This is a genomic window from Pseudomonas sp. GW821-FHT03C07 (assembly GCF_059420925.1).
Window position 1 is genome coordinate 69613 of sequence record NZ_JBWKUQ010000023.1, and the last position, 14933, is coordinate 84545.

A 14933-nucleotide genomic window follows, 5' to 3' on the forward strand; every position below is an offset into this window, starting at 1 on the left:
CCCACGCTGCAAAACGGAAGGTGGCGAGCCGTACACAGGTTTGCAGACCGGGAAAAGGAACCGGCAGGCCGAAGCCTCCTGCGCACAACTCGCCATAACACGAGCGTAAAAATGCCGCTTACGCGGCGCTGTGCGCCTTTTCTATCCGGGCTGCAAAACCCGCGTCGCTGAATTTGCAGCGACACTTGAACAGTAGCCCCGACGTTTGGCGCACGCAATATTCTCCCATGCCTGAAACGTGTGGGAAATATGAGTTTTTTTGGAAGGCCATTTCACGTATGGATTGTGCGGAGTACCAGACGGGCCTCCCCCGAACAAGACAAAAAGCCCTACAGGGGCCCGGGCTGGGATAATTAGCGAATTGCCCACCGGAAACGGCAGAGCTCTCCCCCGCCCATTCACCAGACGCAACGACCCGGTCTGTCGATAGCAGCCTTGCAGGATCGGCTGCTATCGGCCAGAAGCGATCGATGATCCAAATAAATCTGCCCCCGTTTTCTTAACCGCATGAGATGAGAGTTGCACCTTTGATTTAGAGATGTATCGAATCGGCGCTGGCAATAAATCAGGACACTTTTGAGAGGCAAGCCCTGCAGTCCAGTGTGACTACTTAAAGCCCCGTTGACGAGCAAGAATAGTGAGTGTACAGCGATTTTCGCCCAAGGGGCCGACATGCTGATGGTTCTCCGTTCGCACCCTGGGCGTGGGCTAGGAGGTTATTTAGGGCGCTCATGGAATGCAGCAAAAACATCCGCCATAAAATCCATGAAAACGATGGCTCGCTGGGGCAGCAGCCGATTCGCTAAATATACGACTTGGATCGGGACGGGTGGTACCACGTATTCGTTAAGCAGCAATTGAAGATTGCCACTTCTCAGCCCTTCCTCATAAAGCCATTGAGGCCCCTGCGCGATTCCCAATCCTGCATTGACGTACTCACGTATCGCCTCAGGCGAGTTGACACGCAGTCGTCCGGAGATCGGGACATCAGTATCCTTAAACCGCCAGTTGGTTCCAGTGGATAGGAGGGTATAAATGAGGCAGTCGTGTTTCTTCAGGTCATCAGGCGAAGAGGGAGAGCCACGTTTCTCTAGGTACGCACGGCTGGCAACGCACACACGCTCGAACCTCGCTAGTGGCCGGGCTCGCATTGCACTGTCCTCCAGGTGCCCAATACGAATCGCGAGTTCTGCCCCCTCGTCGACTAAATTGACGTAGCGATCATTGATTTGAAGATCGAGCGACAGTTCGGGATAGCGCCCTAGAAAGCTCGCGACGTGCGGTACGATGAAGGTGTGAGCCAATGCGGTCGGGCAAGCGACGCGCAGTAACCCAGACGGCGCTACGTTCCCTCTCAGTGAGGACTCTGACTGTTCCACTGAGTCCAGAATACGCCGCGCATCTGCGTAGTACCGTTCACCCTCGGGCGTGAGCATCAGCTTTCGTGTGGATCGGTGAAGCAGCCTGGTTTTCAAATGGTCTTCAAGAGCAGCGACGTAACGACTAACGCTCGGTTGCCCTAGTCCTAGATCACGTCCCGCAGCAGAAAAACTACCTGTCTCGACAGCGCGTACAAAACAGCTCATCAGTAACAACCGGTCCATCACGCCCCTTTTCATGCAGATTTTGCATGAGATCTATTCTATTTGCCCATCTTATCAGCGCGCTGGCATGAATACATAGTTGCTCTCAGAAGGTCAGTCGTCCGGCTGGCCGCCCCAAAAGAGAGGAAATTTACATGTCCCGTTTACAAGGCAAGCGTACCCTCATCACTGGCGGTACAAGCGGCATCGGTCTTGAGACCGCCAAGCAATTTCTCGCCGAAGGCGCACGCGTGATCGTCACAGGTGTTAATCCTGAGTCCATGGCAAATGCTCAAGCTATTTTAGGTAGCGAAGTCCTTGTGCTGCGAGCCGACTCAGCTAGTGTCGCAGCCCAGAAGGAGCTGGCGCAGGCTGTTCAGTCTCATTACGGGCAGCTCGACGTTGCCTTCCTCAATGCTGGCGTATCCGTCTGGATGCCAATCGAAGACTGGAACGAGGAGATGTTTGATCGCTCCTTCGACATCAATGTCAAAGGCCCTTACTTCCTCCTGCAAGCACTGCTGCCGGCCTTCTCTAATCCTGCATCGGTGGTTCTTAACACCTCGGTAAGTGCGCACCTGGGCGTCGCGCGTTCATCCGTTTATGCGGCAACGAAGGCGGCGTTTCTGAACATGTCGAAAACGCTCTCTAGCGAGCTTCTCCCGCGTGGTATTCGTGTAAACGCGATCAGCCCTGGCCCGATCGATACTCCGCTGTACGACAAGCTGGGTATCCCCGATGCCTATCGCGAGCAGCTCAACAAAGATATCGCCGCGACTATACCCTTTGGCCGTTTCGGTACGCCTGAAGAAGTAGCTAAGGCGGTTCTGTATCTGGCGTCGGACGAGTCTCGTTGGACGGTCGGAACGGAAATTATTGTTGATGGTGGGCGCTCGCTTTAATGGGCGAGTCACAACTTCGCTTCTATACAGCCCGCTTCCCGCTCGGAAGCGGGTGTTGTCGAAATAACAGTGGGTATTCAAATGTCGCAATCACGGCTCACGCTTGTTAGCCATGGGCTTTGTCCGTTTGTTCAGCGAGTAGCAATTTTACTCCTCGAAAAAGAGGCTCCATTTCAACGGGTTGATGTGGATTTGAAGGACAGGCCCAACTGGTTTCTGGTCATGTCGCCAACGGGCAAAGTCCCGCTTCTAATGGTGCAAAAAGGCGATGAGGAAGCGACCGTACTTTTCGAGAGCGTGGCTATCTGTGAATACATCGAACAGGTGTATCCGGAGCCCGCTTTGCACCCGAAAGATGCAATTTCCCGTGCTCAACACCGTGCTTGGATCGAATTCGCCACTGGTATGCTTGCTGATGCATGGGGATATTTGAACGCAACGGATCAGCAGACAGCGCTTGGTAAGTCTTCATCGCTGAGGGGAAAGCTGGAGAGACTTGACGGTGAAAAGATGGAGGGGCCGTACTTCGCTGGCGAGATGCTCAGTATGGTGGATATTGCTGTAGCCCCAGTTTTTCGCTACTTCGACATACTGGGATTCGAACCAAGTCATTCATTGTTTGATGGACTTGGTCGCATTGCCGAGTGGCGTCATGCACTGGCCAATCGCGCTAGCGTTCAGGCTGCTGTCGCCGAGGATTATGCAGACCGGTTACGCAAACATCTGCTGGAGGTGAAGGCCATTTTAGTCAGATGAGTCATAAATATCAGTCCAGTGTCTCGTATGGCGGGACTTAGCCTGGTGCGACCGTGGAGCGGGGTCTCCTTTGCGAATTTGCAGGAGGCCCGCTTTCCTACTCTTCAGGAAAGTGCCTATACAACGGATAGCGATACTGAGCTTTCGTAGGCGCTCCATGTCCGCTTTTGGCCGATTGCTGCCTGTCACAAAGGGCTGCAATCGGCCAAAAGTAGCCGTTCATGAACCGCAGCTTTTGCCAAAGTTGACTTTCGGATCCGAGCATCAAAATCGAAGGTCTACCGAAAAACACGCTTTGAATGAACCGCCCCTCTACACCGCTTCCACTTCATTGACCGACAACGAAGCAAACATTTCAGCGCGGCACACCTCAAGGATCTCATCCGCCAGTGCGGAATCATCCGGGCAGGCACGCGACAAAATAATCGCACCGACAGCACGAGACAACAGGTCGATCATTTTCTTTCTCCCCTCACCTGAAGCGGCATCCGGCCTGGTCGGATATTTGTCCCCTAGTGTTTGCAGGGTGTGCTCGATCCCTTCGGCAAACGTCGCTTTCAAATCATCCGATTGACGCGCCGCGTCGCCACACAACGCAGCCATGGTGCAACCGCTGCCACGTCCGTCCCGATGTTCCCTCGTCACATAGACGTCGATGAAGCCCGGAATATCGAGCGATTCAGCACCTTCCAACGATTTGGAAAGGCCGCTGGCCGAGGCTTCGGCCATCAGGTCGGCCTTCGAACCAAAATGCTTGTAGAAACCTCCGTGAGTGAAACCGGCAGCCGCCATGAGATCCGACACACCGACACCGTCGAAGCCGCGCTCACGGAACAGCTCAGAGGCCGTCTCAACGATGTGCTCCCGATTGGCCTGCGCCTGGGCTTTGGTCACTCTCACGTGCAATACCTCATGTCCACTGGGAAATCATGCGCCAATGATACATAGATGTTGGTCATAATCAAAATTGTTGACAGTTTAGATTTCGATCATCATCCTAATTGCACGCACAACCGATCTCCATCAACGGGCACGGAAGAATTACCAAATGACCGACCAGAATCTGTTCACCCCTTACACGCTTGGCGCCCTCACGCTGTCGAACCGTGTCGTCCTCGCGCCACTGACACGCAACCGGGCAGGCGAAGGCTTTGTGCCAAGCGAGTTCGCGGCCACCTATTACAGCCAACGCGCAAGCGCAGGCTTGCTGATCAGCGAAGCCACGCAGATTTCCCAACAGGGCCAGGGCTATCAGGACACCCCCGGGATCTATAGGCAGGCGCAGATAGATGGCTGGCGCAAAGTGACCGATGCAGTCCACACCAAGGGCGGAAAAATCTTCCTGCAACTTTGGCATGTCGGCCGTGTGTCGCACGTTGATCTGCAAGAAAACGGCGCCGCTCCCGTGGCCCCCTCTGCGTTGCGCGCCGCCACCAAAGTGTTCGTCAACAACCGCTTTGAAGATGTCTCCGAGCCGCGCGCACTGGATATCAGCGAACTGCCGGGGATCGTCTCCGATTTCCGCCAGGCCGCGGCAAACGCCGTCGCCGCCGGGTTCGATGGCGTGGAGATTCACGGCGCGAACGGCTATTTGCTGGATCAATTCCTCAAGGACAGCGCCAACTTGCGTACCGATGCTTACGGCGGCTCGATTGAAAATCGTGCACGTCTGTTGCTCGAAGTGACGGCGGCCGTCGTCAATGAGATCGGCGCGGATCGCACCGGTGTGCGCTTGTCGCCGGTGTCGCCGGCCAATGGCGTTTCCAGCAGTGATCCGCAGGCGCAATTCGATTACGTCGTCGATCAACTCGACGCCCTCGGCGTGGTTTATCTGCACGTGGTCGAAGGCGCGACCGGCGGCCTGCGTGACGTGGCGCCATTCGATTTCGGCGCCCTGCGCCAGCGCTTCAAACATACCTACATCGCCAACAACGGCTATGACCTGGACCTGGCGATTTCGCGGCTCGCCGAAGACCAGGCCGATCTGATTGCGTTCGGTCGCCCGTTCATTGGCAACCCGGATCTGGTGGAGCGCCTCAAGAGCGGCGCGCCGTTGTCCGCATTCAATCCCGCCACCCTCTATGGCGGCGGCTCGGCAGGCTACATCGACTACCCGACGTTGGCTGAATTGAGCGCCACCGCAAGCTGAGCAATCAATGACCGCGCTTTCTGTTTTCACACATCCTGAAAGAGAGATGACCCCATGAGCACTCGCCCTACCGTTCTCATCACTGGCGCCTCCACTGGCATCGGCGCCGTCTACGCCGAACGCTTCGCGCAACGCGGCCACGATCTCGTATTGGTTGCCCGAGACCAAGCACGCCTGGACGCACTTGCAGCCCGGTTGCGCAGCGAATACAACGTCGCCATCGATGTCATTCCGGCGGACTTGACCCAACTCAGCGATCTGACAACCGTTGAGTCCCGCCTGCGCGACGACGCCCGTATCGGCATCCTCGTCAATAACGCCGGCGCGGCTCTGTCCGGCAACTTCATCGACCAAAGCACCGACAGCGTTGCGCAACTGATCGCTCTCAACACCACGGCGCTGGTGCGGCTCGCCAGCGCCATCGCCCCACGCCTGGCCAAAGCAGGCGACGGTGCGATCATCAACATCGGTTCGGTGGTGGGTCTGGCGCCGGAGTTCGGCATGTCGGTCTACGGTGCGACCAAGGCGTTTGTGCTGTTCCTTTCCCAAGGCCTGAGCCTGGAACTTTCGCCTCAGGGTGTCTACGTGCAGGCCGTGCTGCCGGCCGCCACCCGTACGGAGATCTGGGATCGCTCAGGCATCGACATCAACACCTTGAACGAAGTCATGGAAGTAAGCGATCTGGTGGATGCCGCACTGGTCGGTTTTGATCGGCGTGAGCCGGTGACTATCCCGCCGCTGCACGAAGCTGAACGCTGGGATGACCTGCAGAGCGCACGTCAGGGCCTGCTGCAGCAAATCCGCCAGTCTGCGGTTGCCCAGCGCTACCAGACTCAACAGTGATCATTTTGTAGCGAGCACCCGTGCAGGTATCGATGCAGGCGCCCAAGGCACTGCATCGACTACGGGCCTCTGTTCGGAGTAGACATGACCCCCACGAAAACAAATAACCCCGCGGGCTCGCAGACGTCGTTCGTCAACGCAGCGAATCAGTCGATCCGGGTCAACGGCATTCTCTTCGCCTATCGCGACATCGGCCCCAAGACCGGCGTGCCCCTCGTACTGTTCAACCATTGGGGCGCGGTGCTGGACAACTTCGACCCCGGGATCATCGATGGCCTGGCACAAACAAGGCGCATCATTGCCACCGACTATCGCGGCATCGGCGGCTCTGGTGGAACCGCGCCAATGACGGTCGGCGAAATGGCAGACGATGCCATTCAACTGATACGCGCGCTGGGTTTCAAGACAGTCGATGTGCTCGGTTTTTCACTCGGTGGTTTCGTCGCTCAAGATGTCGCCCTGAAGGCGCCTGAATTGGTGCGCCGCTTGATTCTCGCCGGCACCGGGCCGGCCGGCGGGACCGGTATCGACAAGGTCGGCTCGGTGACGTGGCCATTGATGCTCAAAGGCTTGCTGACCTTGCGTGATCCCAAGTTCTACCTATTCTTTACTTCGACGCCCAACGGCCGTCGAACCGCATCGCTGTTTTTGCAACGCTTGAAAAAGCGCAAAAAAAATCGGGACAAAGGCCCGACGCCCAGTGCTTTCCTACGGCAGTTGAAAGCCATCACCGCGTGGGGCAAACAGGCACCCCAAAACCTCGGGCGCTTGCGGACGCCGACGCTGATCGTCAACGGCGACAACGACATCATGGTGCCCAGCGTTAACTCGATTGCGCTGGCCAACCGCATCCCCAACGCACAACTGGTCATTTATGAAGATGCCGGGCACGGCGGCATTTTCCAGCACTACGTTGACTTTGTGACCAAGGCACTGGCGTTCCTTGATGCCTGACAACACGGCACATTAACGCCGCAAACGCTCCCCCCCCTCATTCCAACCGACAAGAGCCGCACAACGATGAAGGCATTTTTAATTGATCGCTATGGCAAGAACACCGGGCGCATTGGCGAAGCGCCCGCCCCCGCGGTGGGTGCCCACGACGTCTTGATTGAGGTGCACGCCAGCAGTGTCAACCTGCTGGACTCGAAGATCCGCAAAGGCGAATTCAAACTGATCCTGCCCTATTCATTTCCGCTAGTACTGGGCAATGACCTGGCGGGCGTGGTGGTTGAGGTTGGCTCGCAAGTGAAACGGTTCAAACAGGGAGACGAGGTTTACGCTCGCCCGCCCGAAGCGCGGATCGGGACGTTCGCCCAATTGATCGCCGTGAACGAAAACGCGATCGCCCTGAAACCTGCCAATACCAACATGGCACAAGCTGCGTCCATCCCCTTGGTCGCACTGACCGCCTGGCAAGTGCTGGTCGAAACCGCCCAACTGAAAAAGGGCCAGAAAGTGCTGATCCATGCCGGTTCCGGCGGTGTCGGCACCCTCGCCATCCAACTTGCCAAACACCTCGGCGCCTTTGTCGCGACCACCACCAGCACCGCGAATGTCGAATGGGTGAAGGCGCTGGGGGCCGATCTGGTGATCGACTACACACAGCAGAACTTCGAAAGTGTCTTGCACGACTACGACGTGGTGTTGAACAGCCTCGGCGCGGACGTACTGGAGAAGTCACTCAAGGTCCTCAAGCCCGGTGGCCAACTCATTTCCATCTCAGGGCCACCCACTGCGCAGTTCGCGCAGGAGCAGGGGTTGTCCTGGCCATTGAAGCAAGTCATGCGCCTGCTGAGCCTCGGTATTCGGCGCAAGGCACGCAAGCAGGACGTCAGCTACACGTTCGTGTTCATGCGGGCCAATGGCGCCCAACTGCAACAAATCACCGCGCTCATTGAGGCCGGAATCATCAAACCTGTGGTTGACCGCTCCTTCACCTTTGAATCAACGGGAGAGGCATTGAAGTACGTCGAGCAGGGACGAGCCAAGGGCAAGGTCGTTGTGACGATCAAATGACTACGCTGCCTATCGATGAGTCGACCGCAGAGGCCGCGCAACTTTTTCCGCATCAACAGCCATCATCCGTGGTGACTCCGCCAGAGTTGCAGAAACAGGAAGAGTTGCAACCGGAAGTTGTATCTGCTGAACCGCCAGTGATCGTTTGGCGCAGTTTGATGCTAGGAGCAGTAGGACGAAACGGGTTGCATGGATGGGGGGGGGCCGAAGACCCTCGCCAGGCGACTGACTGAGCTACCCACGGCACTTGGCTTTGACTGGCGCGACACCCTTTATACCAACGCCTTGCTACTGTGCTCGCAGGATGCTGCATCGATACAAAAAGTCGCACGGCAATCTTCTGCGGCAAGCCTGGCATCACTGACGCGCAAATCGATGAACTTCTTCGAGCGGGTGACGCTGCCGCTCGCTGAGCCGGAGTTGATCATTGCGTACAGCAACGGGCTGGGAAGCCCATCGGCTGCGAAGATCCTGTGGGAGGCGTTTGGCAATGGAGAAACATTGGATCATGTTGACGCGTCTTCCTACCGCGCGACATATGGGTTCACCGCCACCATTGGCGAGCGGAAGGTGCCGGTTGTAGGGATTCGGCATATGTCCAGGTTTGTGCCTAACGTTGAGGCGATAAAGCTGGCCTGGGAACGGCAGAAAACGCGCACTGACCAAGGTAAGGCCCATAGACTTCTGCCGATCACGACAGGCGAAGTCGACCCACTATGAAACAAGGGTCAGTTTTCAACCGGTGTTGACATCTATCCACCAGACAATACGCTCGAATAGTCAAAGCGTGGGTAACAGCCATTGGCCTTGCCCCAGCCATGTACGGTACTCACACGCGACGAAGAACCAAGGCATCGCTGATCTATCGCAGGACAAAGAACCTGAGAGCTGTCCAGCTCCTGCTTGGTCATACGAAGCTCGAAAGCACCGTCAGATACCTGGGAATCGAGGTCGACGATGCCCTTGAAATGGCAGAACAGACGGAAGTCTGACGATTTATAGCGACGGTCGATGCTAGGCAATTTCGAGGATGCTGAAAGCTTGGGCAGATGGCGAACGGCAGCTTGATGACCGTCCGTAGCCCCGGACGAACGTCAACTCATGCTTCGCTATGCTTAACACACCACAGGAACGGTTGAATGCAGTCCTGACGGCATGAGCGCCAGGAGCAAAGGTAGGGAGATGAGGCTGCCATTTGAATAGAGTATCGAATGATGAAAATGCTACTGATGGTCGAGTTCCCGAATGAACCCTTCAACACTCTCGTCAGATCCGGGAAGATCGGCGAAATCATGGGGCGTATCCTGGAGAGCATCAAGCCGGAGACTGCCTACTTCACCGAGCAGGAGGGAATGCGCGGTGGGATTTTCCTGATCAACGTACAAGACTCATCTGAAATCCCCAGTTTTGCAGAACCTTTCTTTCTCAACTTCGAGGCGACCTGCAAGTTCCGCCTTGCCATGAATCCGCAGGACCTGCAAAGAGCCGGTCTGGACGCGCTCGGAAAAACATGGGGCTGAGGGCGATCAGCACGGGGCGGTTTACACGCCCCAAATCCTACTCTGTCTTGGCGCAATCAAGTCGCGACGAGCAATCGGGGACAGACCACGATATTGATGCTGCTGGCCGCCCGTCTGCCTGTCACGACGGGCGGGAGTCGACCCGAAGCAGCCTTTCATCAACGGCTGGAAGCGGCGACCAGGCTCCTGAGATAGGCAGTCAAATCACGAAACGGTTTTCGCCATCTCAGAGGTAGCCGCCCAGCCCAGTCCTTCATACACCGGTTTGCCGGCCTTGGTCGCGTGTAATACAGCAAAACTCATTCCGCGTTGGGCAAACTCGGCTTCAGCCAACTTCATCAGGGTTGTAGCCAAGCCCCGGCGCCGGTATGCGGGTTCGACGAAAACGTTTAGCACATAGCCGCGCTGGTCTAAGGTCGGATGGGACGGATGAGGTGGCCAGTCGATATTCATCATACCTATCGCCGCCACAGGCTTCCCTGTGTCCGTCAGCGCAAAACCGTAGTAGCGGCCATCGAATAGACGCTGGTGCAACCAGGGCCGGAAGTGTTCAGTCATCACCCGCAACTTAGAGGGGTCTCCTCCCGCCTCAAGGAACATCGTTTCACGGTGCACACAAATGATCTCACGGTCATTTGGCCCTAGCCGACGGGCCGTCAAGCCTGAAAAATCGATGTTGCCGGGAATCTCTTTCATCGTATGCACCTGGACGGAGCAGCCGATGCTAGGGCGATCAAGAGCAGAATGTTAGACACAGATTGAATAAAAGCGCGCCATACAGCGACCGCGGCGCACGCATTGAACAACCAACGAAACAGATCACTGTCCCGAAAACGGCCGTGTCGATTTTTGGAAACGGTCGAGTGGTTGGGGACTTCATCTTCAAGGCTCAACCGGCAGAACCAGCGATACGCCAGGTTCAAATGAGCCTCTTCGCACAACCGCCGTTCGGAGCGGATGCCATAGCAGTAGCCGACGATCAACATGCGGATCATCAGCTCAGGATCAATCGAAGGACGCCCAATCGGGCTGTAGAAATCGGCGAGGTAATGGCGCAGGTCGCTCAGATCAAGACACCGATCAATGCTGCGCAGAAGGTGATTGGCTGGGATGTGATCTTCAGGTTGAACGAGTAAAACAGTCGCTCCTGCCCACTCGATAACTGTCCCATCATGCTGTGCGATCCCCCGCCGGCTAATGAAGCAATTTTGCCGCAGGTCAGACCGGGGAGCTACTTTTTCAACAGAATCTGCCCAATGCCGCCGCTCACACTCGACAGCCTCCCCCTCCCCTAAACACCCTGCCGACGCATGCTCAGTACCGCTGCACCAAAGCCAATAAAGGTCGACCCCACCACCTGATTCAACCATTTGGAAAATACGGGACGAATCAGCAGGCCTTTGGCGCGAGAAGCCAGTGCGGCATACAGGCTCAAGGACGTTAGCGACAAGGCCATGAAGATCGCTGTGAGGATCAGAAATTGCGGTAGCAGTGCGCCGCTTTGATCGATGAACTGCGGGAACAGTGCGGTGAAAAACATCGTCGCCTTGGGGTTGGTGGCGGCGGTCAGGAACGCCGACTTGTACAGTTTGCTGCGCGATGGCCTGTGGCAGGTGGGCTGGCCTTGAGCTTCACCTGCCAGCACCGGGCTCTTTTTCAACAACTGCTTGGCACCCAGATAGTGTTGTTCAATGCCATCAACGTCGCGGGCCCCGGGCTGGCGATGGCAATCTCTGCGACCAGGATGAAGGCAAGAATCGAGCGAACATCCATTTTTCTGACTCGTCGGGGATTGAAGGACCAATCCTACAAGGGTCATCGGAATGTTTCATCCCCACAGCTCAACACCTTTTTGCCACACACCGATACCTTTAAGGTATTCACCAATACTTACTCAATATTAGACAGCACAAACAAAAGGCAGGAAGCTAAAACGCATCACAATAATACTTAAAGAGCATCACCATGAACCCAGCCCGCGCCAGCGCTCCTGCCGTATTCCCCTCAACCTTCATCACGTTGATCGGGCAATGACCATGCAGTCCCACTCCTCCTGGATCGTCCTTTCCATCACCGCGTTCTACATGCTCAGCCTCGCGCTGATCAGTTTCGGTGTTCGTCGACATTCTCGTAGCGCCAATAACTACACCACGGGCGGCGGGCACTTCCCAGCGTTTCTGATCGGTTTTCTGATGCTGTCGGAATTTATCGGCACCGCCGTCAGTATCGGTACCGCGCAAACCGGCTTCAAAACCGGGATCTCCGCCGCCTGGAACCTCTTCGCCCTGGCCCTGGGCTTTGTGTTGTTCGCCTGGCTGCTGGCGCGCAAATACAAGGATCTGGGCGACAACACCATCTCCGGCGTGCTGTCGCGCAACTACGGGCAGAAAACCCGTTTTGCCACCTCGATCATCACCATTTTCGCCCTGGAAATCGTCGCGGTGTCCATCTATGCCAGCGGCGGCGCGGTGCTGGCCAGTGTGCTGCAAGTCGATCGCACCCTGGCGATCATCATTGTCGGTGTGGTGTCGGTGCTGTACGTCAGCATCGGCGGCATGCGCTCTGTGATCTATACCAACTTCGTCCACGCCAGCCTCAAGTACCTCGGCGTCGGGCTGGCGCTGTGGTTCGGCTTGAAACAGGTCGGCGGCATCAGCGCCCTGCGCACTCAACTACCGCCCAGCATGTTCGACTGGACCACCATCGGCTGGGGTCAGATCATCGCCTGGATGATCGCCGGCATCGGCTCGATCTTCTCCACCCAGTATGTGATTCAGGCGGTGAACACGGTCAGCGACGCGGGCAAGGCGCAACGCGCCTGCTTCTATTGCGCGGGCCTGATGATCCCCTTCGGTATCGGCGCGGCCTTGATCGGTATGTGCAGCGCCGCGCTGTTTCCGCAGGTTGATTCGCTGCAAGCCTTTCCCCGCCTGATCGCGAGCATGGATCAATTGACCGCGGGCCTGGTGGTCGCGGGCCTGGCCGGCTCGCTGTTCGGCACCATCTCGGCGGTGAGCATGGGCTCGGCCACGTTGTTGCTGCGCGACTTCTACGAGCCCTGGTTCAACCCGGAAAAAAGCGACGCCAAATCCCTGCGCTTTGTCCGGCTGGCGACCGTCGTCGTCGGTCTGTTGCCGATCGCGCTGGCCCTGACCTCCGACAAGGTGTTGATGATCGCCTTCCTCGGCAAAGCCCTGCGCGCGTCCCTGGCGGTGCTGGTGCTGATGGTGTTCTATGCGCCCAAATTCGGCACGCCGAAAGCCGCGTTCATCAGCATTATCGCCTCCCTGGTGGCGACCGTCGGATGGTTCCTGGCCGGCAATCCGTGGGGTATCGACAATGCCTATGTCGCGCTGTTCACGCCGCTGGTGATCATGAGCATCGGCCACGCCATGCGACGTGGCACCCCACCCAAGCCCGCGGAGTCGCCGGAAACCGCCCTGCCGTGAGTCGCACGAATAAGTTGCCTTGTAGGGTTGTGCTCTACCGCCGGCGTGATATCAAGATCGCGGTGACAGGATCAACTTGAGTCGGGTGGTGCCTGGCCAGCAATCCGTGGGCATCGACGATGTCTATTTCGCTCTTTTCACGTCGTGGCTGAATCAGGCGTGGTTGGACAGAAACAACTCCGCCTGCGCCGCCGTCATCGTCAGCAAGGCATCAATGATCATTCGTACCTTGGGTTGGATATAACGCGTGCGCGGCCAGATGACATGAATCGGCATCCGCGCTCCGGCGTAGCGATCCAGGACCGTCACCAACGCACCACTGCGTAAATGCTCATCAACCAGCCAGGTGGGCAACTGCGACAAGCCACAGCCATCCAGAGTCGCCTGGAGCATCATTTCGCCGTCGCCGAACTCATGCCGAACCCGAATCTCTTGCTGCTCAACAAGACCTTTGGGCCCTCTGAGCAGCCACGCGGCGCGCAACCCCTTGCGCCAGGCGATGATGCAATCGTGCAGCAGCAAATCCGCCTTCTCCAGGACCGGTGAGTTTCTGCGCAGGTAATCGGGCGAAGCGCAGATGACCAGATGCTGCTCACCCAGCTTGCGCGCGACCAGTTCCGGATCATCCTTCAAGTCGCCTATCCGTACCGCCAGGTCAATGCCTTCACCGATCATATCGACGGTGCGCTCGCCGAAGGTCATGGTCAGATCAAGGTGCGCGTATTGCCGCGACAGGCCAATCAACAACGGGGCAATGTGTCGCCGCCCGAACGCGGCAGGAAGATCAATGCGCAAGCGCCCCCGGGGCTCGGCATGCCCTGTAGACAAACTATCTTCAGTGTCCCGTAGCTCGTCCATCACTCGCAGGCAACTGGCCAAGTAGGCTTCCCCTTCACTGGTCAAGCTCAGCTTGCGCGTGGTTCGGTGCAGTAGCTTGATGCCAAGACGTTTCTCCAAGCGCGACACGCTCTTGCCCACCGCCGAGCTGGTCACGCCCAGTTGCAGCGCTGCGGCCGTAAAACTCTGAAGTTGAGCGGCTAGCGTGAATTCGGGGATGCCGTCGAATCGCGGCGAATCCATAAGCTATTCCATAGAGTGGGTGCTGCTCGATTATAGCTTCAGAGGATCAAGTGATTAGAATTTTACGCAATTAATAGAACTGAGAGATTGGATTACGCTGGCGCCCTCTTGAATACCCCTTCAACCGAGGTGCCCATGCAAACCGAACTCAATCACTTACTCACGCTTGAAGCCATCAGAAACCTTCGACTGCGCTATTGCCACCACCTCGACACCAATCGAATCGACGCTCTCGCCCAACTGTTTACCGAAGACGCCATTTGCCAAGTGGATCGTGGCACCTGGCGCGGCCGCAAGGCCATCCAGGAAGGTCTGGCCCAGGCCTTCGTTGCCTTCGACACTCATCAGCGCGGCCGCTACCCCTTCATTCATGCCGTTTCCAATCATTGGATTGAAGTACTTGAGGAGGACCGGGCGGAAGGCCGCTGTTACTTGATCGACTTCACCACTGCACGCCCCGCTCACGAAAACCCACTGCTGCTACTGGGGCTTTACGCCGATGAGTACCGCCGTGTCGATGGCCAATGGCTGATCAGCCGGACTCGCCTTGATGTGGTGTGGCCTGAACCCGACGTTGGAGGCGGTGACCCCGGCGACGGTCTGGTACTGCCTGGCTGATTGACTTCGCCACA

The 14933-nt window shown here is 57.1% G+C and carries 14 protein-coding genes and 3 pseudogenes; 11 read left to right on the forward strand and 6 right to left on the reverse strand.

Translation table 11 applies throughout. The features are described from left to right. Positions 1-716 precede the first annotated feature (716 nt). The gene (locus tag AC07VG_RS29315; RefSeq protein WP_495022338.1) at positions 717-1604 is read right to left on the reverse strand and encodes a LysR family transcriptional regulator; all 888 of its coding nucleotides are present in this window, start codon (positions 1602-1604) and stop codon (positions 717-719) included. A 134-nt stretch (positions 1605-1738) separates the two neighbouring features. Here AC07VG_RS29315 and AC07VG_RS29320 point away from each other — a divergent pair, with 134 nt between their 5' ends. Both AC07VG_RS29320 and AC07VG_RS29325 read left to right on the forward strand, forming a co-directional pair. Further along, the gene (locus AC07VG_RS29320; RefSeq protein WP_495002767.1) at positions 1739-2485 is read left to right on the forward strand and encodes an SDR family oxidoreductase; all 747 of its coding nucleotides are present in this window, start codon (positions 1739-1741) and stop codon (positions 2483-2485) included. Between the two features lie 69 nt (positions 2486-2554). Beyond that, the gene (locus tag AC07VG_RS29325) at positions 2555-3241 is read left to right on the forward strand and encodes a glutathione S-transferase family protein (protein WP_495002766.1); all 687 of its coding nucleotides are present in this window, start codon (positions 2555-2557) and stop codon (positions 3239-3241) included. A gap of 312 nt (positions 3242-3553) precedes the next feature. On the opposite strand, the gene AC07VG_RS29330 is transcribed toward AC07VG_RS29325, so the two are convergent. Further along, entirely contained in the window at positions 3554-4141 is a 588-nt protein-coding gene (locus tag AC07VG_RS29330) for a TetR/AcrR family transcriptional regulator (protein ID WP_495022339.1), read from the reverse strand. A gap of 148 nt (positions 4142-4289) precedes the next feature. On the opposite strand from AC07VG_RS29330, the gene AC07VG_RS29335 reads away from it, so the two are divergent. From AC07VG_RS29335 to AC07VG_RS29365, 7 genes and pseudogenes are all read left to right on the forward strand, one after another. Beyond that, entirely contained in the window at positions 4290-5390 is a 1101-nt protein-coding gene (locus tag AC07VG_RS29335; RefSeq protein ID WP_495022340.1) for an alkene reductase, read from the forward strand. 54 nt (positions 5391-5444) lie between these two features. After that, on the forward strand, positions 5445-6233 hold the full coding sequence (locus tag AC07VG_RS29340; RefSeq protein WP_495002763.1) for an SDR family NAD(P)-dependent oxidoreductase: 789 nt from the start codon (positions 5445-5447) through the stop codon (positions 6231-6233). 84 nt (positions 6234-6317) lie between these two features. Further along, a complete protein-coding gene (locus AC07VG_RS29345) occupies positions 6318-7187 on the forward strand; it encodes an alpha/beta fold hydrolase (protein WP_495022341.1) in 870 nt (289 codons plus the stop codon). A 66-nt stretch (positions 7188-7253) separates the two neighbouring features. Beyond that, positions 7254-8252, forward strand: a complete 999-nt coding sequence (locus AC07VG_RS29350; protein ID WP_150638969.1) for an NADP-dependent oxidoreductase — start codon at positions 7254-7256, stop codon at positions 8250-8252. 189 nt (positions 8253-8441) lie between these two features. Continuing rightward, on the forward strand, positions 8442-8972 hold the full coding sequence (locus AC07VG_RS29355) for a hypothetical protein (protein WP_495022342.1): 531 nt from the start codon (positions 8442-8444) through the stop codon (positions 8970-8972). A 29-nt stretch (positions 8973-9001) separates the two neighbouring features. Beyond that, positions 9002-9244: pseudogene (locus tag AC07VG_RS29360) on the forward strand (tyrosine-type recombinase/integrase); the annotation flags it as partial. A gap of 222 nt (positions 9245-9466) precedes the next feature. Further along, entirely contained in the window at positions 9467-9772 is a 306-nt protein-coding gene (locus tag AC07VG_RS29365) for a panthothenate synthetase (protein WP_495022354.1), read from the forward strand. A 204-nt stretch (positions 9773-9976) separates the two neighbouring features. Here the strand turns inward: AC07VG_RS29365 and AC07VG_RS29370 are convergent, their stop codons facing one another. From AC07VG_RS29370 to AC07VG_RS29380, 3 genes and pseudogenes are all read right to left on the reverse strand, one after another. Then, positions 9977-10468, reverse strand: coding sequence for a GNAT family N-acetyltransferase (locus AC07VG_RS29370; RefSeq protein ID WP_495022343.1), 492 nt, complete (start codon positions 10466-10468; stop codon positions 9977-9979). Positions 10469-10569: 101 nt separating this feature from the next. Continuing rightward, positions 10570-10946 (reverse strand): annotated as a pseudogene (locus AC07VG_RS29375) (transposase); the annotation flags it as partial. 117 nt (positions 10947-11063) lie between these two features. Next, positions 11064-11545 (reverse strand): annotated as a pseudogene (locus tag AC07VG_RS29380) (LysE family translocator). Positions 11546-11808: 263 nt separating this feature from the next. Between AC07VG_RS29380 and AC07VG_RS29385 the strand changes: the two are divergent. Beyond that, positions 11809-13221 carry a sodium:solute symporter family protein gene (locus AC07VG_RS29385; RefSeq protein WP_495002759.1) on the forward strand — a complete coding sequence of 471 codons (1413 nt, stop codon included), beginning with the start codon at positions 11809-11811 and terminating at the stop codon, positions 13219-13221. Between the two features lie 153 nt (positions 13222-13374). Here the strand turns inward: AC07VG_RS29385 and AC07VG_RS29390 are convergent, their stop codons facing one another. Then, entirely contained in the window at positions 13375-14301 is a 927-nt protein-coding gene (locus AC07VG_RS29390) for a LysR family transcriptional regulator (protein WP_495002758.1), read from the reverse strand. 135 nt (positions 14302-14436) lie between these two features. On the opposite strand from AC07VG_RS29390, the gene AC07VG_RS29395 reads away from it, so the two are divergent. Further along, positions 14437-14919, forward strand: a complete 483-nt coding sequence (locus AC07VG_RS29395; protein ID WP_495022344.1) for a nuclear transport factor 2 family protein — start codon at positions 14437-14439, stop codon at positions 14917-14919. Positions 14920-14933: the final 14 nt, after the last annotated feature.